This is a genomic window from Pseudofulvibacter geojedonensis (genome assembly GCF_042675745.1).
In the GTDB taxonomy this organism is placed as follows: domain Bacteria; phylum Bacteroidota; class Bacteroidia; order Flavobacteriales; family Flavobacteriaceae; genus Pseudofulvibacter; species Pseudofulvibacter geojedonensis.
In genome coordinates, this window is sequence record NZ_JBHTJM010000001.1 from 70,456 (window position 1) to 95,494 (window position 25,039).

General features: G+C 30.0%; 27 protein-coding genes and 1 other RNA gene. 14 read left to right on the forward strand and 14 right to left on the reverse strand.

Going from position 1 to position 25,039, the window contains the following annotated elements; genetic code table 11:
- Positions 1 to 8: 8 nt before the first annotated feature.
- On the reverse strand, positions 9 to 755 hold the full coding sequence (locus ACFQ1O_RS00300) for a LytR/AlgR family response regulator transcription factor (RefSeq protein ID WP_377712107.1): 747 nt from the start codon (positions 753 to 755) through the stop codon (positions 9 to 11).
- Positions 756 to 861: 106 nt separating this feature from the next.
- A complete protein-coding gene (locus ACFQ1O_RS00305) occupies positions 862 to 1,323 on the reverse strand; it encodes an Lrp/AsnC family transcriptional regulator (protein WP_377712110.1) in 462 nt (153 codons plus the stop codon).
- Positions 1,324 to 1,474: 151 nt separating this feature from the next.
- On the opposite strand from ACFQ1O_RS00305, the gene ACFQ1O_RS00310 reads away from it, so the two are divergent.
- A complete protein-coding gene (locus tag ACFQ1O_RS00310) occupies positions 1,475 to 2,587 on the forward strand; it encodes a histidine decarboxylase (RefSeq protein WP_377712112.1) in 1,113 nt (370 codons plus the stop codon).
- 70 nt (positions 2,588 to 2,657) lie between these two features.
- On the opposite strand, the gene ACFQ1O_RS00315 is transcribed toward ACFQ1O_RS00310, so the two are convergent.
- Positions 2,658 to 3,314 (reverse strand): class I SAM-dependent methyltransferase, encoded by a 657-nt coding sequence (locus ACFQ1O_RS00315; RefSeq protein WP_377712114.1) that lies wholly within the window; start codon positions 3,312 to 3,314, stop codon positions 2,658 to 2,660.
- Between the two features lie 59 nt (positions 3,315 to 3,373).
- Between ACFQ1O_RS00315 and ACFQ1O_RS00320 the strand changes: the two genes are divergently transcribed.
- Together ACFQ1O_RS00320 and ACFQ1O_RS00325 are read left to right on the forward strand one after the other, a co-directional pair.
- The gene (locus ACFQ1O_RS00320; RefSeq protein ID WP_377712116.1) at positions 3,374 to 4,048 is read left to right on the forward strand and encodes a hypothetical protein; all 675 of its coding nucleotides are present in this window, start codon (positions 3,374 to 3,376) and stop codon (positions 4,046 to 4,048) included.
- Positions 4,029 to 4,472, forward strand: coding sequence for a hypothetical protein (locus tag ACFQ1O_RS00325; RefSeq protein ID WP_377712118.1), 444 nt, complete (start codon positions 4,029 to 4,031; stop codon positions 4,470 to 4,472). Before ACFQ1O_RS00320 ends, ACFQ1O_RS00325 begins: the two co-directional genes overlap by 20 nt.
- A 69-nt stretch (positions 4,473 to 4,541) precedes the next feature.
- Here the strand turns inward: ACFQ1O_RS00325 and ACFQ1O_RS00330 are convergent, their stop codons facing one another.
- Positions 4,542 to 5,789 carry an aminotransferase class I/II-fold pyridoxal phosphate-dependent enzyme gene (locus ACFQ1O_RS00330; protein ID WP_377712120.1) on the reverse strand — a complete coding sequence of 416 codons (1,248 nt, stop codon included), beginning with the start codon at positions 5,787 to 5,789 and terminating at the stop codon, positions 4,542 to 4,544.
- A 21-nt stretch (positions 5,790 to 5,810) separates the two neighbouring features.
- A complete protein-coding gene (gene asnA, locus ACFQ1O_RS00335; RefSeq protein ID WP_377712122.1) occupies positions 5,811 to 6,767 on the reverse strand; it encodes an aspartate--ammonia ligase in 957 nt (318 codons plus the stop codon).
- A 163-nt stretch (positions 6,768 to 6,930) separates the two neighbouring features.
- On the opposite strand from asnA, the gene ACFQ1O_RS00340 reads away from it, so the two are divergent.
- The 4 genes from ACFQ1O_RS00340 to ACFQ1O_RS00355 all read left to right on the forward strand — a co-directional run bounded on the left by ACFQ1O_RS00340 (position 6,931) and on the right by ACFQ1O_RS00355 (position 10,174).
- On the forward strand, positions 6,931 to 7,386 hold the full coding sequence (locus tag ACFQ1O_RS00340; RefSeq protein ID WP_377712124.1) for an Lrp/AsnC ligand binding domain-containing protein: 456 nt from the start codon (positions 6,931 to 6,933) through the stop codon (positions 7,384 to 7,386).
- Positions 7,387 to 7,464: 78 nt separating this feature from the next.
- On the forward strand, positions 7,465 to 7,971 hold the full coding sequence (locus ACFQ1O_RS00345) for a hypothetical protein (RefSeq protein ID WP_377712126.1): 507 nt from the start codon (positions 7,465 to 7,467) through the stop codon (positions 7,969 to 7,971).
- A 2-nt stretch (positions 7,972 to 7,973) separates the two neighbouring features.
- The gene (locus ACFQ1O_RS00350) at positions 7,974 to 8,579 is read left to right on the forward strand and encodes a peroxidase-related enzyme (protein ID WP_377712127.1); all 606 of its coding nucleotides are present in this window, start codon (positions 7,974 to 7,976) and stop codon (positions 8,577 to 8,579) included.
- A 95-nt stretch (positions 8,580 to 8,674) separates the two neighbouring features.
- The gene (locus ACFQ1O_RS00355; protein WP_377712128.1) at positions 8,675 to 10,174 is read left to right on the forward strand and encodes a carboxypeptidase-like regulatory domain-containing protein; all 1,500 of its coding nucleotides are present in this window, start codon (positions 8,675 to 8,677) and stop codon (positions 10,172 to 10,174) included.
- A gap of 12 nt (positions 10,175 to 10,186) precedes the next feature.
- Here the strand turns inward: ACFQ1O_RS00355 and ACFQ1O_RS00360 are convergent, their stop codons facing one another.
- Entirely contained in the window at positions 10,187 to 10,726 is a 540-nt protein-coding gene (locus ACFQ1O_RS00360; RefSeq protein WP_377712129.1) for a 1-acyl-sn-glycerol-3-phosphate acyltransferase, read from the reverse strand.
- A gap of 142 nt (positions 10,727 to 10,868) precedes the next feature.
- On the opposite strand from ACFQ1O_RS00360, the gene ACFQ1O_RS00365 reads away from it, so the two are divergent.
- Positions 10,869 to 11,534: a spermidine synthase gene (locus tag ACFQ1O_RS00365; RefSeq protein WP_377712130.1), complete on the forward strand. Its 666-nt coding sequence runs from the start codon at positions 10,869 to 10,871 to the stop codon at positions 11,532 to 11,534.
- A 3-nt stretch (positions 11,535 to 11,537) separates the two neighbouring features.
- On the opposite strand, the gene ACFQ1O_RS00370 is transcribed toward ACFQ1O_RS00365, so the two are convergent.
- From ACFQ1O_RS00370 to ACFQ1O_RS00395, 6 genes are read right to left on the reverse strand one after another with little or no spacing between them, the layout of a single operon-like run.
- Positions 11,538 to 11,912, reverse strand: a complete 375-nt coding sequence (locus tag ACFQ1O_RS00370) for an RDD family protein (protein ID WP_377712132.1) — start codon at positions 11,910 to 11,912, stop codon at positions 11,538 to 11,540.
- Complete coding sequence (gene kdsB / locus ACFQ1O_RS00375) at positions 11,913 to 12,635, reverse strand: 3-deoxy-manno-octulosonate cytidylyltransferase (protein ID WP_377712134.1); 723 nt, start codon at positions 12,633 to 12,635, stop codon at positions 11,913 to 11,915. It abuts the gene before it with no gap.
- Positions 12,636 to 12,689: 54 nt separating this feature from the next.
- On the reverse strand, positions 12,690 to 12,971 hold the full coding sequence (locus ACFQ1O_RS00380; protein ID WP_377712136.1) for a hypothetical protein: 282 nt from the start codon (positions 12,969 to 12,971) through the stop codon (positions 12,690 to 12,692).
- A gap of 5 nt (positions 12,972 to 12,976) precedes the next feature.
- Positions 12,977 to 13,576 (reverse strand): YdeI/OmpD-associated family protein, encoded by a 600-nt coding sequence (locus ACFQ1O_RS00385; RefSeq protein ID WP_377712138.1) that lies wholly within the window; start codon positions 13,574 to 13,576, stop codon positions 12,977 to 12,979.
- Positions 13,577 to 13,578: 2 nt separating this feature from the next.
- Positions 13,579 to 14,157 (reverse strand): DUF4126 domain-containing protein, encoded by a 579-nt coding sequence (locus tag ACFQ1O_RS00390; protein ID WP_377712140.1) that lies wholly within the window; start codon positions 14,155 to 14,157, stop codon positions 13,579 to 13,581.
- A 15-nt stretch (positions 14,158 to 14,172) separates the two neighbouring features.
- Complete coding sequence (locus ACFQ1O_RS00395; protein WP_377712142.1) at positions 14,173 to 15,600, reverse strand: ATP-dependent DNA helicase; 1,428 nt, start codon at positions 15,598 to 15,600, stop codon at positions 14,173 to 14,175.
- A gap of 157 nt (positions 15,601 to 15,757) precedes the next feature.
- On the opposite strand from ACFQ1O_RS00395, the gene ACFQ1O_RS00400 reads away from it, so the two are divergent.
- The 4 genes from ACFQ1O_RS00400 (at position 15,758) to ACFQ1O_RS00415 (ending at position 18,494) form a co-directional block, all read left to right on the forward strand.
- Positions 15,758 to 16,486 (forward strand): hypothetical protein, encoded by a 729-nt coding sequence (locus ACFQ1O_RS00400; protein ID WP_377712144.1) that lies wholly within the window; start codon positions 15,758 to 15,760, stop codon positions 16,484 to 16,486.
- A complete protein-coding gene (locus ACFQ1O_RS00405; protein ID WP_377712146.1) occupies positions 16,434 to 17,294 on the forward strand; it encodes a DUF3822 family protein in 861 nt (286 codons plus the stop codon). The genes ACFQ1O_RS00400 and ACFQ1O_RS00405 overlap by 53 nt, the downstream gene beginning before the upstream one ends.
- Complete coding sequence (locus ACFQ1O_RS00410) at positions 17,295 to 17,855, forward strand: RsmD family RNA methyltransferase (protein WP_377712148.1); 561 nt, start codon at positions 17,295 to 17,297, stop codon at positions 17,853 to 17,855.
- Between the two features lie 72 nt (positions 17,856 to 17,927).
- On the forward strand, positions 17,928 to 18,494 hold the full coding sequence (locus ACFQ1O_RS00415) for a T9SS type A sorting domain-containing protein (RefSeq protein ID WP_377712150.1): 567 nt from the start codon (positions 17,928 to 17,930) through the stop codon (positions 18,492 to 18,494).
- On the opposite strand, the gene rnpB is transcribed toward ACFQ1O_RS00415, so the two are convergent.
- Positions 18,488 to 18,795, reverse strand: an RNA gene (gene rnpB, locus ACFQ1O_RS00420) — RNase P RNA component class A. The genes ACFQ1O_RS00415 and rnpB overlap by 7 nt on opposite strands.
- Positions 18,796 to 18,897: 102 nt before the next feature.
- On the opposite strand from rnpB, the gene dnaX reads away from it, so the two are divergent.
- Positions 18,898 to 20,595, forward strand: coding sequence for a DNA polymerase III subunit gamma/tau (gene dnaX, locus ACFQ1O_RS00425; protein ID WP_377712152.1), 1,698 nt, complete (start codon positions 18,898 to 18,900; stop codon positions 20,593 to 20,595).
- Between the two features lie 63 nt (positions 20,596 to 20,658).
- A complete protein-coding gene (gene miaE / locus ACFQ1O_RS00430; protein WP_377712279.1) occupies positions 20,659 to 21,243 on the forward strand; it encodes a tRNA-(ms[2]io[6]A)-hydroxylase in 585 nt (194 codons plus the stop codon).
- Between the two features lie 360 nt (positions 21,244 to 21,603).
- On the opposite strand, the gene ACFQ1O_RS00435 is transcribed toward miaE, so the two are convergent.
- Entirely contained in the window at positions 21,604 to 24,921 is a 3,318-nt protein-coding gene (locus tag ACFQ1O_RS00435; RefSeq protein WP_377712154.1) for a LamG-like jellyroll fold domain-containing protein, read from the reverse strand.
- Positions 24,922 to 25,039 lie beyond the last annotated feature (118 nt).

The following is a 25,039-nucleotide window of genomic DNA, read 5'->3' on the forward strand; positions in this document are numbered from 1 at the left end:
GAGAAGTTTTAAATAAACACTTGTTCAAATTCGCTAATTCTAGCTCTAGAAATTTTAGCTGTTACAGAACTATTAGCCAAAGTAATACTTAGAGCAGATTTATTTAAAAATTCAATATAATCTAAATTAATAATCCACGCTCTATGCGAACGAAAAAAAGATTCATCATTTGGTAAAACGCCTTCAAAATATTTTAAATTTTTACTTGTAGTTACCGTATTACAATCTTTTAAATACAACTTACTGTAAGCTCCATCTGCCTCTATAGCAATGATATCACTTAAATTAATAATACGTCTATTCCCTAATTCTGGAATAACAATTTTTTTTGGATTAGAATTCCTTATTTGATCTAATAAATTTTGATAATCTACCTGAATGTTTTTTTGAATAAGTTGATTTTCAAGCTTATTAATTGCCATTGCTAACTTTTTTCTATCAATTGGTTTTACCAAATAATCAATCGCATTCAATTCAAAAGCCTTTATAGCATATTGGTCATAAGCTGTCACGAAAATAATTTCAAAATCTATTTTATCTAAAAAATCTACAATTTCATAACCTGCATAGTTAGGCATTTGAACATCTAAAAAAACTACATGTGGTTTAAGCTTTTTAATTTGCTCTACCCCCTCTTTTAAATTACTACATGAAGAAAGTACTTTGATATTAGAATTAGTTCTTTCTAACAAATTTGCAAGTACATTTCTTGCACTTTGCTCATCGTCAATAAGTATAGCGTTAATTTTATCCATACACAAATATAAAGAGTCGGTTATAATTTCTTCACAAATAATTTATGACTAGCAAAACTGATTTATAAATGATTGTAATTATTTTATATTTTGACTATTAATTTCTTTAAGGCATTATTATAGAATTATTTTTTGTTTGTTTGATAACAAACGAAGTTTGTATGTTAGAAATAACTCCTAATTGAGAAATCTTTTCAATTATAAAATTTTGATAGTCATTCATATCATTGAGAATAACCTTTAGCAAAACATCATAATTACCGGCAATGTAAGATACTTCTAATATCTCATCCATACCTTTAACATGTTCTTCAAACTCTATAAAATCTGATCCCTGATGCTTAACTAAAGTTACTTGGCAATATGCTAACAATGTTTTTCCTAAAGTTTGTGGATTTACTATAGCCATATACTTATTTATAATGCCATTACTTTCTAGTCTTTTTATTCGTTCATGCGTGGGGGTTATAGATAAGTTTACCTTATTTGCAAGTTGTTTAATAGACTGCTTACAGTCTTTTTGAAGTTCACGAATTAAACATAAATCGATTTCATCTAATTGATTCATAGCAAAAATTTCTGTTTAAGGGTTAAAAAACAATAGTCAAAGGTATAAATTTCTTTTATATAGAAAATAACAAGTATTTTTTCTTAAATATACATCTTATAACAGTAATATATACCTCAGTTTTATCTTTGCAAAAAAATAAAATTGAATTATGACAGAAATAGAACAGATTTACAGTAGAATTAATGAAAATTCTTCTAGCTTTTTAGGTTACCCTTTAGCTAAAGATTTTAATTATAAAGAGTTTGCTCCGTTTTTAAATTTATGTATAAATAATGTTGGAGACCCAGAATCTCCTTCTACATTAGCAATAGACACAAAAGATGTAGAAAGAGAGGTAGTTTCCTTTTTTGCAGACATTTTATCTTCTAGTATAAAAGATATTTGGGGATATGTTACAAACGGAGGAACAGAAGGAAATCTTTATGGTTTATACTTAGCCCGTGAAAGCTTTAATAACCCTATTGTTTATTATAGCGAGTCTACACACTATAGTGTTAAAAAGAACTTACACTTACTAAACTTAAACAGTATTGTTGTAAGGAGTCAGCCAAATGGTGAAATGGATTATGAAGATTTAGAAAATCTTATTACACTAAATAGAGATAAGCCTGCAGTTTTCTTCTTAAACATAGGAACTACTATGACTGAAGCTATTGACAATATAGATCAAGTAAAAAGGATCATTAATAAATATGCCATTAAAGATTATTATATACACTGTGATGCTGCTTTTTTAGGCTGTATTGCCCCTTTTGTAGAACCAAAACCAAAGTTTGATTTTTCTGAAGGAATTGATAGTATTTCTATTTCTGGTCATAAATTTATAGGAGGTCCTATACCATGTGGTATTGTTCTGGCTAAGCGAAAACACAGAAATCGTATTGTAAATTCGGTTTCTTATGTAGGAACTTTAGACACAACTATTACTGGGTCTAGAAACGGTTTAACTCCTTTATTTTTATGGTCGTTTATTAAAAAAAATGGTAAGAAAGGATTAATAAGTAGAGCTAGAAAATCTCAAGAATTAGCTGCCTATACCGAAGAAAGACTAAAAAATATTGGCATTAATGCATGGCGTAATAATGATGCCTTAACAGTAGTTTTTGACAAGCCATCTGCTAAATTGCTCAAAAAATATCAATTAGCATCAGAAAATAATATAGCACATATTATTTGTATTCCTGGTTTAGAAAAAGTACAAATTGATGCTTTTATTGAAGATTATAAAAAAGAGATATTAGTATCAGAAGTATTTGCTTAAAAATATAATACCTACATCATTTTGTCTTAAAATAAAAAAGGTCATCTAAGTTTAGATGGCCTTTATTTTACTACAAAGTATATAAAACGGTTTTTATAACACCTTTATTTTCATTTAATTTAATAGAAAGTAATTCTTCTTCTGTTCTAGGCTTGAAATTAAAAGGAGGTTTTGTTATAACCAAACCACTTTTCTTTTTTAATCGAATCCCTTGTCCAGATATAATATCTTGATTCGCTATAAATCCTCCGGTAGGTATATGCTCTGTAACTATAACATGTTTAAAGTTGTATAATTTTGTTACAACTTCTTGTACTTCTCGATTAGATAAATGCTGTAAAACTTGCCTAATAATAACACAATCGGCTTGTGGTAAATTGTCTTTTGCAATGTCTAAACAAATGAATTCTAATCCTTTCTTCGAATATAATTTTTTATTCCTATCAATTAGATTTTCAACAATATCTACTGCTATATAGCGATGGGTATAACCTACTAACCTATTACCTACATTGAAATCTCCACAACCTAAATCTAACACCGTAAGTCCCTTTGCTTTAGATTCTAAAAATTCTATTAGAACATTTACATAAGGTTCTACCAATTGTGATAGATGAGATCCTTCTCCAGAATAAAAATCGTACTCCTCTCCTCCCCAGAGTTTCATTTCATATACTTGTGTCATCGCAGCTTTAGTAGGCCAAGGTTTATTCTTTTTTTCTTTCAATTAAAACTAGTTAAAGTTAGTAACGGCAAAATGATTTATATTTATATAAAATTACAACTATGCATAAACACTTCTTGCTTATAATTATCACAATTGTATTAATCTCGTGTAAAGAAAATAAAAAAAACACCAATTCTAAAGTTGAAAAAGAAACATATGAGGTAGAGGTTGATTCATACCAAATTAGTGAAGAAGAGTCCGAAAAATTACGGATTGAAGATTCAATCAATATTGAAATAAATAAAAAAATAATAGAAAAAGAATCAATACTTAAGAAAAACGGAAATTATACAGATAGAGATCAAATTGTAAATATTTTAATAAAACTAGGTTTCTTATCGTCTTTTAAAGCTAATAATGTAGCTTTAAAAGAAATAGTTCTTAAACCAGATAGTAAAGATGTTTACTGGGTTCCGTGCAAGTATAAAACAAAAACTACTATCGAATTTAATGATCGAGATTCATCTCCATATCTAATTGCGTCTACATCTAACTTAGATACTTTTTACTATTATATAGACAAGATTTCAATAAATAAAAACGGTAATGAAATAGAAATAAGTCTAAAAAGCATAGCTCAAGATGGCAGTATATCTGATAAATATCATATAAAGCCTTTTATGGTATACCTATATGATCACTATGTATTAGAATTTAATCATAAATCTTTTGCTATAAAGTCTATTGTTGATTCTTTAAAAGTTGAAGAGTGTGATGAACCAAAAAGAAGATAAATACCCAGAAATTATAGCCTTAAAACGTTTTTGTAAAGAAAAAAACTGCTTTACAAAACAAGCAGATAGTTCATATAATATTCATCCGTATTTAACTCCTATTTTATTATTTATAGGTAATGAAGAAGTTTTGATACAAGTACAAGACGAATATGAAGACTTATTTAAAGATAACGTTCTGCTTAACGTTATTCTTTGTTTACAAGAATTAGAGTTGGTTGAAGATTCTACAGATTATCTAAATTGGCTACAATTACAGAGTATTGAAAAAAGTACTGAATCTTTACGATTATATTATCAGAACATGGTTAAAACTGTCTCAAAATTAAGAGTTCAATTTCCAAATAACAGAATTACAGCTTTTATACCAGATTTAGATTATCAACTTAATTCGAATAGTATGTATTACTTAAGAAAGAAATAGTATAAAATATAAAAAGCCACCTTATAATGATTAATAAAGTGGCTAATTTATTTATCTGTAGTTATGTTTTTAAACAGCTACAGATGCTTTCATTTCTAATGCGGCTATTTTTGTAGCTAAGCAAACTATTCTCATTGCCTGTTCTATTTCATCTATGGTAGGACAAGAAGGAGCTAAACGAATATTACTATTTTTAGGATCTTTTTTATAAGGATAAGTTGCACCTGCTCCTGTAAGTTTCACACCAGCCTCGGCAGAAAGTGCTACTACTCTTTTTGCACAACCTTCAGGAACATTAAAACTAATAAAGTATCCTCCTTTTGGTTTCGTCCAGGTTGCTAAGTTTGTTCCTCCTAATTCTTCTTCTAAAATACTCAAGGTCTTAACAAAACGAGGCTTTAATAAAGCTGCATGTTTTTTCATATGCTCATACAGACCTTCAATATTTTTAAAAAAACGATTGTGTCTTTCCTGATTTAATTTATCTGGACCAATAGTAGAAATAAACAAATGTTTTCTATACCAATCCATGTTATCAGTACTACCTCCAACTGCAGCTACCCCTGCACCTGCAAAAGTAATTTTAGATGTTGAACACAGAATAAAAGGTCTATTATCGTTACCAAACTCTTTACAAGTAGTCAAAATATTTTTTAATTGATCTTGATCTTCAGACAAATGATGTACAGCATATGCGTTATCCCAAAAGATTCTAAAATCTTCTGCAGCTGTGTTCATCATACTTAAACGATTTACCACTTCATCTGAACAACTTAATCCTGTTGGATTACTGTATTTAGGAACTATCCAAATACCTTTTATACTAGAGTCATTAGCAACCAATTTTTCTACAACGTCCATATCAGGTCCATCTTCCGTACAAGCAACTGGAATCATATCAATACCAAAGTGCTCACAAATGCTAAAGTGACGATCATATCCTGGAACTGGACAAATAAATTTAATTTTTTCTTTTCCCCAAGGCTGATAACTATCACACATACCATGAGTTATCCCTCTAGATATAATATCATGCATAATTGTTAAAGAAGCATTTCCTCCAATAACAACTTCTTCTACAGAAGATACTTCTAAAAAATCTTTAAATAATTGTTTAGTTGCTGGCAATCCATCTAATCCTCCATAATTTCTAGTTTCAGCTCCAGTAGAACTTAAATAATCGTTAGATGTAACAGTATCTAAAAGCTCATTAGACAAATCTAATTGAGCAGCACTTGGCTTTCCTCTAGACATGTCTAATGATAATTTTTTTGCTTTAAAAGCTTCAAACTGTGTTTGTAACTGTTCGAGTGTCATTTTTTGTGTTGTTGTGTTTTCTTAATATGCCGTAAAGATAGGCTGTACGGTTGAAATATCCGCTCTTTTATTTACAAACATTGCTACTCTACTTTGCCCTATTCCACCACCTATTGTATAAGGCAGTTTTCCCGCTAATAAAGCCGTATGAAAAGGTAATTCTTTTCTTTTTTCTTGTCCTGTTAGTTTTAATTGATGTTCTAAAGCTTTTTCATCTACACGAACACCCATAGAACTAATTTCTAAACTCTTTTCTCTTATAGAGTCCCAGACCAATAAATCGGCATTAATACCAGGTCTACCTTGTGCATCTTTGGTTGTCCAATCATCGTAATCTGGAGCTCTTAAATCATGTTCTACTCCGTTAGACAGCTTGTCTCCTATGCCAATTAATAAAACTGCTCCAAACTCTCTAGTTATAGCATGTTCTCGTTCTTTTGAACTTAATGCAGGATATTTTTCATATAAATCTTCTGTATGCATTACAGTTAACGATTCTGGTAAGCTTACTACTCTACCAATCTTTGTAGCCATCTCTTTCTCGGTCTCTTTTAATGCTTCAAAAACTGCCGTTCCATGAGCAACCAAGGTTTCAATAGTCCTCTCTTGCTTATCAATAACCTTTTCCCAATCCCATTGATCTACCAAATGTGAATGAATACTCGATAATTCTTCATCTGCCCTTATTGCTTTCATATCGGTTACTATACCTTCCCCTTTTTTAGCTTCAAGCTCTCCAAGGTACCAACGTTTCCATTTTGCTAATGAATGTACAATTTCATGTTCAACTCCTCCTAACTTAAAAGATACTGGTCTTTCTACTCCATTTAGATTATCATTCAAACCAGAATTTTCAGATACATAAAGAGGCGCATTCACCTTAGTTAAGTTTAAACGCTTTTTCAATTGTGTTTCAAATACTTCTTTCGATTTAGTGATTAATTGTTCACTTGCTAAACTTCTTTTAATAGTTTTCATGATAATTAAGTTATTAATTCTGAAAACAAAAATATTTAGTTATTAAATTAAAATGTTTAAATAAGTTTATTTTTTTTATGCTTTTGCATATATTGCTTTTTTTTTGAAACTTTAATGCTTAATTAAATAATTTTTTATTACTTAACCATATACAAAATAGCTTATGAACTTTCATTTAGATAGTACCGATAAAAAAATTTTAAAACACCTCATAAAAGATGCTAGAATTAAAGTAGTAGATATAGCTAGTTTTGTAGGTGTTACTAGTGCTGCTATACATCAAAGAATCGGAAAAATTAAACGAGGTGGTATTATTAAAGAATTTACTTTACGACTCGATGAAAAAAAATTAGGATATGCTACCTGCGCTTTCGTTGGAGTTTTTTTAGATAAGAATAGTAACTACGAACAAATAATTAATCAGTTAAAACGTATTGAAGAAGTGGTTGAAGCTCATTATACTACGGGTGAATACGGATTATTTGTAAAACTATATACTAAAGACAATGATCATTTAATGACAGTTTTAAACAAAAAAATCAAACAAATTAAAGAAGTAACGAGAACAGAAACTTTTATTTCTTTAGAAGAACCTATAAATAGATCTATATCTTTTTAAGCATTGAGATGACAAACATCTTTATATTTAAGTAATAATAATGTAAATTATACGTCTAATCTTCATATAAAAGGTCAAATGCGTGTATTTCTGTTATTATTACTACTTGCCACCAGTATTTACTCTTCTTTAGCACAAGATATGAGCAATGAGGAGCTACAAAAAATCATAAAAAAACAATCAGATAGTATTCAAGACCGTAGTCGTTTAGGTTACTGGCAATTTCATAAAGAAGATGTACTTCTAATTTGTGTTACTGACACGAAAGCTAATAGAATGCGAATCATGTCTCCTATAACAAAGGTAGAGCAATTAAATAACGAATTACTTTTAAACTCTTTAACAGCAAACTTTCATACCGCATTAGATGTTAAGTACGCAATATCAGATAATATACTTTGGTCTGTTTTTATTCACCCCTTAAAAGAATTAGCAACTCATCAAGTTGAAGATGCAATTTCACAGGTATACTATGCCAATCTAACTTTTGGTTACACCTACTCTAGTACAAACTTAGTTTTCCCTGGAAAAAAAGAGAATTCTGAAAAACAAAAAGATACGAATAACCCCAAAACAAAACATTAATCATGAGCTGGATAAAAACCATTTCTTTTGAAGAGGCTACTGGTAAATTAAAAACCATTTACAACCGAATTAAAGGTCCAAACAATCAAATTGACAATGTATTAAGTATTCATAGTTTGAGACCGCATACGTTAACTGGTCATATGAGCTTATACAAAAATGTTCTTCACCATTCAGATAATACATTCGACAATTGGTTCTTAGAACTATTAGGAACTTATACCAGTTTTTTAAATAAATGTGACTATTGTTTTGAACATCATTTTGTAGGAATGTCTCATTTTTTAGATAACAACCAAAAGGCTAAAGCCATAAAACAAGCAATACAAGAAGACAATTTATCCAGTGTGCTAAACAACAAACAACTTCATTTGGCAAATTATACCAAAAAACTAACCTTTGAACCATACAATATTCAGAAATCTGATATAGAAATGTATCAGCAAGCAGGAATAGATGACGGTGAACTATTAGAAATTAATCAGGTTGTTTCTTATTTTAACTATGTTAACAGAACTGTTTTAGGTCTTGGAGTCAACACTAATAATGAAGTATTAGGACTATCTCCTAAGAATACTAATTCTGAAACTGAATGGTCACATCAATAAAATGTATTGAACGCTAAAAAATTCTTAAAAATGGTCTAATATTTGTTTAGTAATTAGAAATATCAGAATTTGGCTTCAAATTTAAAACACTAACCATGGTGAACAGATTTTCTATTTTTTTATGCTTTTTACTTGCTGGATATACAATATCTGCTCAAACAACAATCGCTGCTAAAGTAATTGACACAGATTCTAAAGATCCAATTCCTTTCTTAACTGTAAAATATGCAGAAGGTAAAGGTGTTGTAACAAATGAAGAAGGTGACTTTAGTATTACAATAAATGAGGACATTAAAGAGACGGATTCTATTCAATTATCATATATGGGATATGGTAAAAAAAGTTTTGCTATTAAGGGGTTCAATTTGTCTACAATAGAACTGAAAGAAGAGGCTTTAGAGTTAGCTACTGTTTTTGTTACAGACAAGAAACTACCACCAGAAGAAATTATAGAACGTGTAAAAAACAACTTGACTCGTAATTACAAAGGTGGTTATACTAAAAATAAGTTTTTTCTAAGAGAAAGTTACAGCCAGTATTACAAGCAATTTGATTTTGGTTTTAAAAAATCGTCTATAAAAGAGTTGAATAAAGAATTAATAGATAGCATAGCTAATAGCATACCTAAACGCATGGCTTACTATAATGAAACTCTAGGTAATTTGTACACTCAAAATTTTAACTCTCAACAAAAACTAAATATTATAAAAGGTTCTAAACTATTCAATAAAGATTTAAACTTATCTTTTGAAGCCTTAAATAAAAAGTTGATGGATATTATGAATAAGAATATCAAAAGAGATTCTTATTTAAAGATTCGATCTGGTATTATTGGTACTAAAGTTGAAGTAGACTCTATAGTTAACGATGTTAAAGAAGCTGAGAAAAAGGCTAAAGAAAATCCACATGAACATTTTCATGATCAACGTACCAAAACATTAAGATATTTACTAGGAAACTTATTCTACGAAGAAGATTCTGAAATGAACATGCTACACAAGTCACATAAATATGAATTTGAATTGTTAGATTATGCTGAAGTTAATGATGATTTAGCTTATGTGATTAGTTATAGATCTAAAAATGGTAATGGTTTTAACGGAAAAATGTATGTAAATACAGATGATTTTGCAGTTCTTAGAATTGATTATGCTAGCAGTAAAAATATTTATGATAAAAAGTTTAATATGTTTGGTATTAATGCAAATCATATCAATTTTGAAGGGTCTATGCATTTTAGTAAGCATGATGAAAATAAGTATTACACACTACAATATTTACAGCATAGGAACCTTGATTCTTTTAAATTAGACAGACCACTAGCGGTTATAGAAAAAAATAAACATGTAAAAGGAAAGCGAAAACAAAACGAATTGAAACTTCAGATGCTTTTCAATTTGATAAATAGAAGCACTTATGATTTAGTAATTTTTAATTCTGAAGAGGTTAATAATGATGTTGTCAATAATATTACAGAAAATAAAAAGGTAGAAGTTAAACACTTTTCTAAATACAATCCTGATTTTTGGAAAGGTTATAATATTATAGAACCTAATAAAGCTATCCGTTCTTTTACAGCAGAAGAGCAATTATAAAAGAAAATATATTTATGAGTACTCTGGAACCCTTCCTACTACTCCCTCAAAAAAAGAATACATAAATTCAAAATCGGCTTCTACATTATCTGTTGGGTAAAAAGGAGCCGATATTTTATGCTGTTTTTTACCAAAATCAAAAGCAACCATAACTATTGGCACTTGAGCTTCTTTAGCAATATAATAAAAACCCGTTTTCCATTTTTCTACTTTCTTTCTAGTACCTTCTGGAGCTATATTCAAAATAAACTTATCATTATCTTTAAATAATTGAGCATAAGCTTCAACTTTATTCTGCCCCTTGGTTCTATCAATAGCATAACCACCTACTTTTCGTAAATACCAGCCTAAAGGACCTTTAAACAACTCTTTTTTTGCTACAAAATTTATTTTTGTATCTAATATATTTCTCAACATAATACCCATTGGAAAATCATGCCAATGAGTATGAGGTACAGCAATAACAATGTACTTATTTAAGTCACGAGGAAAATCACCTATAATTTCCCATTTCAACAGTTTAAAATATATAAACTTATAAATAGCTTTCATTTATATAGTAAAATTTACTTTACTTAAAGATACATAAAAAGCAATGAAATCTTTAATTTGCTTTTTACATAAAAAGCAAACCTAAACAAATTATTATTAAAAAAATGTATATTTGGTTACAGATACCCCAATATCTTGCAAAATGACCCGACTTAAAAAGCTTATTAGTTACCTATATCCTATAAGGGTAAAACAAATTCCTTCGTCTAGAAGTGGCCAATTAGAAATTACTATGGTTAATGGTAAATTACTAATTGATGCCGAACATGTTAATTATAGCTATGGAAACCTTCAGAAAGCTCTAAAAAAAGGTCTAACAGCTATAGGAGAAACTAAATTAAATTCTTTTAAAAATATTTTAGTTTTAGGGGTTGCAGGTGGTAGTGTTATAGAAACTATTAGAAGAGACTTTAAACTTCATATTCCAATTACTGGTGTTGAGATTGATGCAGATGTAATTGGTTTAGCAAACGAATATTTTAATTTAGATAAAGCTCAAAATTTAGATCTTAAAATAGACGATGCTTTTGATTATATAAGCAATACAAAAGATACATTTGATCTTATTATAGTTGATATATTTAATGATGAACAAATGCCTGATAATTTATTTAACAAAGTATTTTGGGTAGACATATATAAAACACTTAATAGCAACGGAGTATGTCTATTCAACTCAATAGTTAGTTCAAACAGAGAGATAGAAAGAAATCAACAACTCCATAAACTTAACAAAGGTATTTTTAAGAGTATACAACGTATAAAAACTCAGAAAATAAATGAATTGTTTATTCTTGAAAGAGACTGAAACCTATTTATCTTTTTCCACTTTAGTTTTAGATAAAAAATCATGAATTCCGTTTTTAAATATCAAAAACGAAAAATGATCAAAAGGTATTAACCTAAAAAAAGTACGAGAAAATATATCTGAATTATCTGGTTTACCTCCATTCATTTTTACAACTTTCGTTTTAGTAATAAATTTCCCTAATGTTTTTTGATATTTTAACTCAAAAAAAGAATAATAGAATATAAATAATAAGAAAGCTATTGAATAAAAAACTAAAGAAGAAATAACATAATCATGTATATTAATTAATTTTGAAACTAAATAATTAATTACCAGCAAGACAACTAGCCAAGCAAAAAGATTAATAATAAAATTTATAAACCTGATTATCTTCATTTAAAACTTTTTATTCGCTGCTACTAAATCCTCAGGGGTATCTATACCAATAGAAATATGAGGAGTTTCTACCATTTTAATATTTTTATTAAATTCTAAATAACGTAGTTGTTCTAATTTTTCGGTAGCTTCTAAGTACTTCATAGGTAACTTAGTAAAATCTAACAATGCTTGTTTTCTAAAAGCGTAAATACCTTGGTGTTTGTAATACTTTGCTGTAGATTTTTCTCTAGCATAAGGAATTGGCGAACGAGAAAAATACAAAGCTCTATTGTTATTATCTATTACCACTTTTACTGCATTTGAGTTATTTATTTCATCTAAATCAGTAATCGAGTGCATTATAGAAGCTAAATCTATTTCTTTATCTTCATCTCCTTTAAAAACTTTTAACAGATCACTTAATGCATCTTTATGCACAAAAGGTTCATCTCCTTGTACATTAACCACAATATCACATTCAATATTAGTTACTGCTTCTGCAATACGATCGCTTCCACACTCATGCTCTGCTATACTCATAATTGCATTTCCGCCATTATTTACAACTTCTTCATAAATCAAATTAGAATCAGTTACTACATATACATCAGAAAACAATTGAGTACTAACAGCGTTTTCATAAGTACGCATTATAACTGATTTCCCTCCTAGGTCTTTCATTAGTTTACCAGGGAATCTTGAGGCTTCATAACGAGCCGGTATCATTGCTACTGTTTTCATATTCACACCTTATATGTGGCTTGCTTTTATTTATTGGGAAACAAAAGTAGTTAATTATATTCGTACATACAGAAAGTAATTCAACCACATTGACAACCCAGAAATAATAGATAAAATGATTGTTGTATATATATAACCTTTGCTAAAAACTTCTTTTATTTTCCATATAAGAACTCCTAAAAAGCCTAAAAAACCTAGTGTTGACACTCCTATAACTGTTAACTGTAGCTCAGAAGAAAAACTTTCCAGAGCTTCATAGTAATTTACAAAATAGGTTACAAAAATGGTTAAAGCACATATACCACAACAAAGAGCTAATAATTTATTAAAATTCATTATCGTTAACAGTTTTTATATTTATCATGTAAACCCTTCCCTTCTAAAATCATAGGTTTAACTTTTTCTAATCTATTTATTTGAGTAGCTTCTCTTTTAGCCGAACTAATATGATCTACATACTCTCTTTGCTTACCAGGTGTTAATTTTTCAAAAGCAGTCTTTAATTCTCTACTAGCTAATAAAGCGTCTTTAAGTAGACCTTCTAAAACAACTTCTTTTTTATTGCGAACAGGTTTTATTTCCTTTCCTAACTTTTGATTTTCTATTGCTTCAAGCACATATGCCTTAACCAAGTTTTTATCTACGGATTCGTTTTCACTAAATCTCCACTGGCGTAAAGCTTTGGTTTTTCCTTCTTGAGCATTTACTAGTTTATTTTGTTCATCTTTTAAAAAAACACCATTAAAAAACCATATACCTGCATGATGTTTAAAAGCTCCTAACCCAACTACATTTTTACCGTTAATAGTATACACTGGTGCACTCCATTTTAAGGTTTCTTCTAGCTCTGTACTCAACAAAATAGATCTCAACTCATTTAACAAATCAGACCAATTTTCATGATTCTCTATATACTCTTCTATACTTGTTACTTTTTTCATAGTTAACTTTTCTTAAAAAAAGTTTTAACCTTCTTAAAGAAGAAAAAACTTCCAACTAACATTAAAACAGCTACAATAGCAGCTATCACGGGAATAAAAATTGATAACGCAGACATAGCAGTTGCCCCTCCTGTTTCAACAGTTGCAACTACAGGGTTAGCTATTCCACCCGTTGTTGCTGTAGATGTGGCTCTTGTTGTTGCAGCTGTTCCTTTTATAGCTGCTGCAGTTCCCCCTCCTGCTATAATTGCTAAAGCCCAAGTTACCAACGGATCTAAGTTTGCTGCTGTACTAACCATAACTGCAGTTCCGGCTACAGCTGCTAATGGAACAGCTATAGTATCTAACAAGTTATCAAACCAAGGAATATAATACGCAAATATTTCAAGCACAGTAGCAATTCCTAAAGTTACTAAGGCTGTCATGCTACCAATCCATTGCCAACTTTCATTTAACGGAATAACATCTAAATAGGCTGCTAAACTTAAAGCAAATAAAGGGACGAATACTCTAAACCCCACCGAAGCCGCTAAACCAACTCCTAAAAATATACTAATAATGGTTTCTGATAACTCTAACATATCTATATTATATTATTAATCTTCAACAAAAAAATCGCCTTTAAAGCCAATTAAATACAACTTTTCTTCTGCTCTTGTTATAGCTGTATACAACCATCTTAAATAATCTTTACTTACTCCATTAGGTAAATATGGTTGTTCTACAAAGACTGTTTTCCACTGCCCTCCTTGAGACTTATGACATGTAATAGCATATGAAAACTTAACTTGTAAAGCATTAAAATACTTGTTTTTCTTTACTTTTTGAAACTTTTTATATTTAGAAGTTTCGTTTTCATAATCTTTCATTACCTCTTGATACAATTTATTACCATCTTCATAAGATAAAGCTGGTGTTTCTGCATCAATAGTATTTAATAATAAAACGGTTTCAAAATCGGCCATATTTGGGTAATCTACCATTCTTACTTTTACTTCTGCAAAACGAAAACCGTACAACTCTTTAAAAGAAAATATCTCTAGAACCTCTATTATATCACCATTAGCAATAAAACCAGCTTCACTAGATTCCTTTAGCCAAAAATAATTATTCTTAACAACCATTAGATAATCTCCAGTACTTAATTCATTTTCCTGAAATAAAATTCTTGAACGGATTTGTTGATTGTAAATATTAGCCCTTTTATTAGATCTAACTATAATAGCAGTGTCTTCTCTACTATGATTATTGTAAGCATCCGTAATTGCTTCCTGAATGTCATACCCATCTGTTAAACGAACGATATCTGTAAAAGATTGTAAATGAAATTTAAAATTGTCAAAAAAATGAGATGACAATTGTTCTCTTATAAAAGTAGCATTGGTTAGAATACCTGATCCTTCAGATTGTCGTACTACTTCATCTAGTTCTAAAAAATCAACAGTCTTATTATAATTTAAGGCTAGTTTGTTTTCATCTAATGCAGGACTAATATCTAACTTTACTGGTGGCAGCTGTGCAGTATCTCCAATAAAAACTAATTTACAATTATGTCCAGCATAAACATACATTAATAAGTCATCCAGTAAAGAACCGTTTTCAAAAAGTTTAGAATCTGAATTTACATCAGATATCATAGAAGCCTCATCTACAATAAAAATAGTGTTTTTGTGTTTATTAGGTTGCAAAACAAAACTTAATCCACCTCCTTTTTGTTTTTTAGGAAAATATATTTTTTTATGTATGGTTAGTGCTTCTCGTTTAGAGTATTTTGCAATTACTTTAGCCGCTCTACCTGTAGGTGCTAATAAAACAGCAGATTTATGCGCTTTCCACATATTGGTAACTAAAGTACTTATTAATGTGGTTTTTCCAGTACCTGCATAGCCTTTTAATAAAAATAAACTTTCTTTATCTCCATCTAATATAAAATTAGACAACTTCTGTAAAACTGCCTCTTGTTTTAGTGTTAACTCAAATGGAAATTGTTCTTTTAGTAAGGTATAAAACTCAGTAACATTCATTAATTCAGACTCAGTAGATTTATGTTTTTCAAAGATAGGTAGGTTTTTTTCTTTTCCTTAAAATTATACCATATAAAATTTGAACTTATTCCTTTTCTGATTGAAAAAAAATTGTAGATTTGCGTACATACATTTATAATCTATAATTTAATACATAATGATTACATTAGTTTTAATTCTTTTAACTTTAGTAGCTGCTGTTGTTTTAGTAAAGCTTATCGATAAATTTGTTCCTCAGAAAACAAAGTGGATTTTTACTATTTTATTTTGGCTAATAGCTGTTTTTGTTGGTTGGAAACTGTACGATTCAATTATGGCTCCAATAGAGTTCAAGAAAGAAAAAGAGATTCGCTACGCAAAAGTAATCGAAAACTTAAAAGATATTAGAGATGCGCAAATTGCTCATAAAGCAGTTACTGGTAAGTATTCTAAAGACTTTAATGCTTTAGTTAGGTTTATAGATACTGCAGAGTATACTTTAACTCAACGTAGAGATTCTAGTATAAATGATGAAGAATACTTTAAGACTTATGGTGTAGAAAACACAAAAGACATCGTTATTATTGATACTATAGGTACAGCTTCTGTAAAAGATTCTATCTTTAAAAACTCTGATCGTTATAAAACAATGATGAACGTTCCTGGATCTGATCAAATCTTTAAGTTAGACGCTGGAGAAATTGAAAAAGGTAAATCTATGTTACCAGTTTTCGAGGCTAAGATTTCTAAAAAGTATTTATTAGAAGATCAACCTAAAAACTTGGTTGCTGAAGAATTAGAATTACAAGCTGTAGATGGTGTTAATGGAGAATTCATTAGTGTAGGATCTATGGATGAAGTTAGTACCAACGGTAACTGGCCAAGAAAATATGACGAAGAAAAGTAGTCTTAATATACTATCAAACTTACAACTGTCCGTTCAAGCTAGCTTGGATGGACTTTCTTTTTGTATTCTAGATACTATAGAAAAAAATATAGTTGCTTTAGAAGAATTTTATTTTGATAAACAATTAACCCCTCTTGAGTTAGAACAAAAACTACAAGAGCTTTTCATTTCTAATGAATTCTTACAACAAGAGTTTAAACAAGTGAGTTTAATTCACAAAAACAACTTAGCTACTTTTGTTCCTAAAGATTTATTTAAAGAAGAAAATCTAATTGACTATCTAAAGTTTAACAATAAAATATTTGAATCTGACTTTATTGCTACTGACGAAATTGTACCTCATAGCATTATTTCTGTATTCGTTCCTTTAGTAAATATTAATAATTTCTTTTTCGATCGTTTTGGTAGCTTAGACTACCACCACTCTAGCACTTTACTAGTAAAGAAACTGCTACATCAAGTGAATTCTTTTACAACCAAATTGTATTGTCATGTTAGTAAAAATTCTTTTGAATTAGTTTATGTAAAAGAAGGTAAACTTCAGTTTTACAACCATTTTTCATTTACTACTAAAGAAGATTTTATCTATTTTTTATTATTTACAATCGAACAGCTAGAAATAGACACCGAAACTATTGATTTTATTTTTTTAGGAAACATTGGATTGGATGATGAAGTATACAGTTTAGTCTATCAATATATTAGAAATGTTTCATTTGGAAGTAGAGAAACCCAATTTGTTTATAGAGATCCAGAGCAAAAACCAAAATACGGACACGACCACTTTACTTTATTAAATACTTTTTAAATGCGAATAATATCTGGAAAACATAAAGGGAGGCGTTTAGTTGCTCCTAAAAAGTTACCTGTAAGACCTACTACCGATTTTGCAAAAGAAGCATTATTTAATATTTTAAACAACGATTTTTGTTTTCCTGAAATATCATTATTAGATCTATTTTCTGGAACAGGAAATATAAGTTATGAATTTGCTTCAAGAGGATGCTCTAAGATAACAGCAGTTGATGCAGATTATAGTTGTACATCTTTCATTAAAAAAACAGCTAGAGAATTGGATTTTGACATTACTTGTTTAAAAAGTGATGTATATAAGTTTTTAGAGAAATGGAAAACACCCTCAACAATTGTATTTGCAGACCCACCGTATGATTTTTCAGATGCAGATTTTGCAAAAATTCCAGAATTAATATTTTCTAAAAATTTACTTTTAAGCGATGGTTATCTAATTATAGAACATTCTAAACACACAAATCTAGAAAAACTACCTTATTACAGTTTTTCAAAGAGCTATGGAGGTTGCACTTTTAGCTTTTTTGAACATACCGTAATTTCATCAGAAGAAGAATAGATAAAACACTGTAAACAAAATACTTATCGTTTTTTTTTGTAACTTTAAGAAGCTAATCAATTTTTAATTATTATGAAAAAAATTATTCTTTCTCTTATTTTATTGTTAGCCCCTATTACTTTTCTTGCTCAAACCACACATGATATTAACTGGACTTTCAACCCTTCTGGAGATTTAACAATTAATCAAGGTGACTCTGTTAGATGGACCTGGGGAGATAATTCTACACATACTGTTACGAGTACATCTGGAGTAGAAACATTTGACAGTGGTAATATTAATGGTATGGGAATGACCTTTACACATACGTTTAACAATATTGGTGTCACTGATTATAGATGTGACATACACCCTGGCAATATGACTGGAAGAATAACTGTTCAAGTATTAAACATTGAAAACGAATCAAAGCAAAAAACACAATTATATCCAAATCCTGTTAGCAATATTTTAACTGTTAAAACAGAAAACACAATTAGTAATATTAGAATTACAAACGTTATAGGAAAAGTTATAATAGACAAAAATTATAATCTCTCAGAAATCCAATTAAATGTAAGTAGTCTTAAAAGCGGTATGTATTTTATTCAAATTAGTAACGACAAAAACAAAAAAGCACTTAAGTTTTTTAAAAAATAAGCAGGCAATAAGCCGGATTCTGTTCTCTTAAAAGAGCCCTTATCATTTATCTAGAACTAATATTACTATTAGTTTCAAACCGCCTACCCTCCAACATTGAGCGTGTAACTCTTTAACGTTGGTTTACATGGCGTTGCACCCTATAGAGTTTACCTGATTTCACTACAGCATTACCTGTACATTCTTTCTGTTGCACTTGTCCTCATCTCACGATGGACGGCTGTTAGCCGCTATAGCACACTATGGTGTCCGGACTTTCCTCTCTCCTATTAAATAAGACAGCGATAAGGTAGCCTGCTTACTGCAAAAGTAACATTATATTGTTGATAACATCTAAATAAATTACAATTTACATTCCAATAATTTTATGGCTATTTTCTATATTTGTTAAGTAAAAGCAATTATGGAGCATTTTGTAGTATCGGCACGAAAATACCGTCCAAAAACATTTAAAAATGTTGTTGGACAACAAGCTATTACCAATACACTATTAAATGCTATAGATAATAACCATTTGGCTCAAGCTTTATTATTTTGTGGGCCTCGTGGTGTTGGTAAAACTTCTTGTGCACGAATATTAGCAAAGCAAATTAATCAGCAAGAGCATCAAGACGAAAATGAAGATTTTGCTTTTAATATATTTGAATTAGACGCAGCTTCAAATAACTCTGTAGATGATATTAGAAGTTTAATTGAACAAGTTAGAATACCTCCACAAGTTGGTTCTTACAAAGTTTATATTATAGATGAGGTACACATGTTATCTCAAGCTGCTTTTAATGCTTTTTTAAAAACTCTAGAAGAACCTCCTAAACACGCTATTTTTATATTAGCAACAACCGAAAAACATAAAATTATTCCGACCATATTATCTAGATGTCAGGTTTTCGATTTCAAAAGAATCACAGTTAAAGATGCAGCCGAATATTTAGCATATATAGCCAAAGAGCAAGGAATTACTGCAGAGGAAGATGCTTTGCATATTATAGCCCAAAAAGCAGATGGTGCCATGAGAGATGCATTATCTATTTTTGACAGAGTTGTTAGTTTTTCTGGTAGTAACTTAACTAGACAAGCAGTTACCGAAAACTTAAATGTTTTAGATTACGATACGTATTTTAAAGCTACAGATTATATTCTCAACAATCAAATACCTGAACTGCTAATATTGTTTAATGAATGCTTAGCTAAAGGATTTGACGGACACCACTTTATTGCTGGCCTTGCCTCTCACTTTAGAGATTTATTAGTCTGCCAAAATCAAGCTACAATTCCTTTACTTGAAGTTGGAGAAAGAGCTAAGCAACAATATTTAGAACAATCTAAATTAAGCTCACAAGGCTTTTTAATTACCGCCATAGATAAAGCTAATGATTGTGATCTTAAATACAAGACCAGTAAAAATCAGCGTTTATTAGTTGAATTATGTTTAATGCAATTGGCTTCCATTACTTTTAATGGTGAAAAAAAAAAGCCTAACAACTTCATAATTCCTGCTACTTTCTTTATTAGTACGCACTCATCTGTAATTACCAAACCTGTAGAGTTACCTAAAGTAGAAACTTCAACTAGCCAACAACAAGAAAATATAATTTCAGAGCCTAAACCTGAAACAAAACAACCTACAATGAAACCTGAAAAAAACAGAATTTCAGGTCTATCATTAGCAAGTGTAAAAAAGAAACAAGACCACCTTAAAGCCAAACAAGAAAAAGAAACTCAACATGTAGAATTACCTACCGATCCTTTTAAGGATAGTGATTTAATCAATTTTTGGAATAAATACATTGAAATTTTGCACAAAAAAGGCGAAAAAATTTTAGCTTCTATTTTAGAGGTTGACATTCCAAAAATTAAAAATGAAACTATTCATTTAGAATTCCCTAACGAAACCATGAAAGTTGAGCTAGAAAGAGCTCAATACCCTATTTTAGCTTACTTGCGAAAAAAAGTTAATAACTACAATGTAAATTTTCATATAGTTGTTAATGAAGCTACACAAAAGAAATACGCTTTTACTGCTAGAGAAAAATTTGAAAAACTTTGTGAGTTAAACCCTGCTCTTGATTTACTTCGAAAAGAATTTGATTTAGACATCTAGTTTTTAGTCTTTAATATTATATATTTCTATTTTTGCCTTCTTAAAACTTAGAGAGATATGTCAATGTTAGGATTAAAACTTGCTACAGATCCAAGATGGGTTAATATTGTAGAAAAAGATATTCATGAAATTTTAACCGATCATGCTTTTTGCGAACAAAAAGCTGCTAGCTCTGCTATATCTATAGCTGTAAAGTTTTCTGACAGACCAGAATTAGTTTCAGCAATGTTAGAATTAGCTCAAGAAGAGTTAGATCATTTTAAAATGGTTCATGACATAGTTGTAAAAAGAGGTTGGGTTTTAGGTAAAGAAAGAAGAGATGAATATGTTAGACAACTAACAAAATTCTTTCCTAAGCCTAAAAATGAAAGTTACAACCTAGTTCACAAATTACTTTATTCTGCCATGATAGAAGCAAGAAGCTGTGAACGCTTTAGACTTCTTTCTGAAGAAATTAACGATTCCGAATTACAAGAATTTTACAGAGAACTTATGATTTCTGAAGCAAATCACTATACTTTGTTTTTAAAGTTTGCTAGACAATATGGAGAAGATATAGAGGTAGTGAACCAAAAATGGAATGATTTACTCGCTTTTGAAGCCGAGTTAATGTCTAAATTAAGTGTATCTGGAACCATTCATGGTTAAAAAAAAGCCAGCTTATTACCCGTAAGCTGGCTTATCAACCCATAATTAAAATAAATAATTAATAATTACCCATAATTATTACTTTTACTATATATAATTTATTTATAGACTATATTTTTTATACCAAAGTTGTTTTGAGAAACATTGTAGCTCATTGAGGTTTACTCAATTTTTAATTAACTACTTACTTAAATATAAAGCTTTATCAGTTACTAAAAACTAACCCGCTATATATATTCGATTATTTGCTTATTTTAAGGTTAAGCTACCTTATTTTAAACGTTTATAAGTACAAAAAAGAGCCTATTACGCTATTAACAGACTCTTTTTCAACCCAAAATTAAAATAATTACACTAAAATTACTTTACTATTATCTTTCTTGAAACCAACATTTCGTTGTTGTATTTAAACCTTACTAAATAAGCTCCTGTTTTAAAAACATTTGGAATTATTGCCTTAGTAATTTGCTGTTGTCTTTCAATGCTGTTATAAACTTCTTGACCTAACATGTTAAATAACTGGACATTAGATAATGAAAATGCTTTTTCATTACTAATTGCAATATGGTTATCTGTTATATTGTAATACACAGATAAATTATTTACTTCTTCCAACTCATTTCCCACAGATAAAACTACTCTTTCGAACACAATAAAAAATCTATTTACATATTCACCGACTGGCAAATTTAAACTAGCCTCTGTATTCGATTCTAATATTGTACGATTACCGGTTTCTTTATCTAAAAAATAAACATTGATATCTTCATCTAAATCCGCTAAGCTTTCTGCTGTAAATGTACTTAATCCATCTTGACCAGTTCTTATATATAAAGGCAATTCTAAGCCGCTGTAAATACTTCCTATTCCTTGTATAACCATTGATTTATTTTCTACTATAAAAGCACATTCAGACGGATGAAAGTCATCTAATAATTCTGCATCATAGCCATAATCTATCATTTCTGTTAATCCGTCTTTTACACCCAATAACAATTGCCTTATAGGTCCTTCTGGTGTTACAAAATTAAAATATACCCTATCTATATCATCCTCACCTTCTGATACACTTCTATTAGATGCAGATCTAGATGTTAATGATGTTGCTGTAGACACAAAAGTTGAATTACCGTCCATTTCTCTTTCAAAAACTCTCTGACTGTTATTAAATTCTATTGTTCCACCATCTGAATCTCCTTGAACAAAAAAACCTTGGCCTACTGGAATATAGCGTTGTGGTAAAGCCTTATTACTATTATCTGTATCTTGATTAGACACACCAGGATCTGGTATAGCATAAGTTGCCCCTAATTTATTTAAGGTAGCATAACCTCCTTGATAATCAAGTAAATTGTGACTTTCACCTCCCCAGTGGTCCCAAAAATACAAAGCTCCTGTTGTAGTTCCCGATCCTACCACATCTCCATTGTCTTCAATACTAGCTATATTATCGTCAATAAACTTATGGGCATCAATTGCTGATGGAAATGGATTTCCTACTAAGTACGTGTTATTAGCTCCAATTGGTAATTGTATAGAGTTGTTTCCCGTCATTGCATTAGAATCGGCTTTTCTTCCGTTATTTGGTTTTCCTTCAAAAACATAATTTTGAGAAGAAGCAGATGTTCCTGTCCCTTTTTGAGTATACCCCTCTCCTACTTGTAAGCTTCCAGTAGAGCGTATATGGGTCCAATTATTATAATCGTCCGGACTATTTACGAATTTAAACATCCAAAAGTCTGCTAACGATATAGGAGTACCTGACTGACCATCATAACTATAAGTAATAAAATTTATATTTTGAGGAACTAAAGGGTTACTACCATCTTTTAAAACATTGGCTACTGTATAATTAGTATTATTAGCAGTAGTATTTACAGGGTTTACAGGTGCTGACCAATAATTATATGAATGTACATCTGATTTACCTTGTTGGTCTATTTCTATAGCTCCAGAACTAGTTACATCTAAATCACTAAACTCTGTTTGTACTAATTGAGATTCTCCATTTAAATCTAACTTACCGTCTAATTTTAAATACCATGTATTAATTATACCTGCATTGTTTTGTACATCTAACTCAGAATTATTTCCAACTAAGAGCCCTATTTGATTATGTGTCTCTGTAGTATTGATAGTTACCCCATCAGCAATTCTAACAATTGCACAATCACTGTTAGGGGCATTATCAATATCCCAAACATCTCCATGTTCCCAAGTAGACACGTCTGTCCAATCACCACTATTAATAGCTACATATGGCATAGGTGCATTTCTTTCCTGATAGGTACGCATATTATTTAAACCACCATCTACACTCAAACTAGATTCATCGGGTGTAAAACCAGTATTTACTATATTCATTTTATAGTATAATATTAAAGTATTCCAAGACAATCCTTCAATATTTTTAGGTATAACTGTACCTCTTACAAACCCTCCATTATTTTCAATTTCTTGGTAAACTTGTCTTTGCAATTGACTATCGGTTAAAGCCACATTATACACTCTGGTTTCATATATTGCTCCTTTAAAATAAGCATTATCAAACTCAGTATTTCTTCCAATTTCAAAATCATCACTATTCCAGCTTGCACTATTATCTAACATATTACCAGTAAGCAAACTATAACTCCACACCATATTTCCGTTTATAAACAAATCAACAGACCCTTTGTTTCCATTGTATCTTGTGCTAACATGGCACCATTCATTTTCTTTTAATACTGGAGCCAGAATATCAGGAGTTGTTATACTATTTAAAGCAATCCCATTGGTTTTAACAAATACTTTCAATCTATCATTGCTATCAACAAAAACGCGAAGATTTTTTTGTCCCATTATTTCACCTCCTGTAAAACCATTATCTAAACGTACCCATGACATCATTGTAATTTCTGAGTTACCTCCTAAAAAAGCAGGTCTATTAATATAATCGTTCACACCATCGAAATCTAAAGTTTGTGGCAAACAAAAACTAAAATTCCCCAATCCAGATCCATGAGTTCTATTAATGCTACAAGTTGAGCAATCTTGCCATAGAAAAGTAACACTAGTGATATAATCATTATCTAAAAAATTAACTCCTACAATAGCATCATCACCTGCCGTAGAACTTGCAGTTGCATCTACAACACCTGTTGAATTATCTACTGTATAGGATGGATTTCCTGAAACCGTAAATGTTGGCAAAATTGTTCCTCCAGAAGTAGTTGTAGCTGATATAGTATACTTATCACCATGAACACTAGATTTATTAACATGATACAAATCAAAAGAAAGCGCATAAATTGGCGAACTAAATGTTATAGTACATGTTATGCCACTGGCTACCGTAAACCCACTTGTTCTTAAATCTAATCCTTCAAATGCTCCTGAAGATGCAGAAGTACCTACCTTAGGAGTATCTTGTCCTCCCCAATCTTGAAAAGTACCTGTATCTCCTGTGAAAGACACCGTGAAATCAATTCCAGAAGCATCAACATCTGAAAAAGTATTAGTTATAGCTCCATCTGGAGACCAATCGTATTCATTTGAAGTTACTGGAGATGCTGTCCAGTCAAGTGTAAAATTCTCACCACACTGTGGCGGTGCATGTAACTGAGCTAAGGCTGTATTTGAAATTAAACCTATTAAAATTGAATAGAAGCACAGAGTTTTATGTGTAATTGTCTTCATAATTTACCATATTTAGATTAAACAAACCGTTTTTCTAAATAATTCTTTCGGGAAGAATATGGTAAAGTAATTTCTTTGATTGCCATTCTTAATATGGCATGCTATTTTTTTGAGTAAA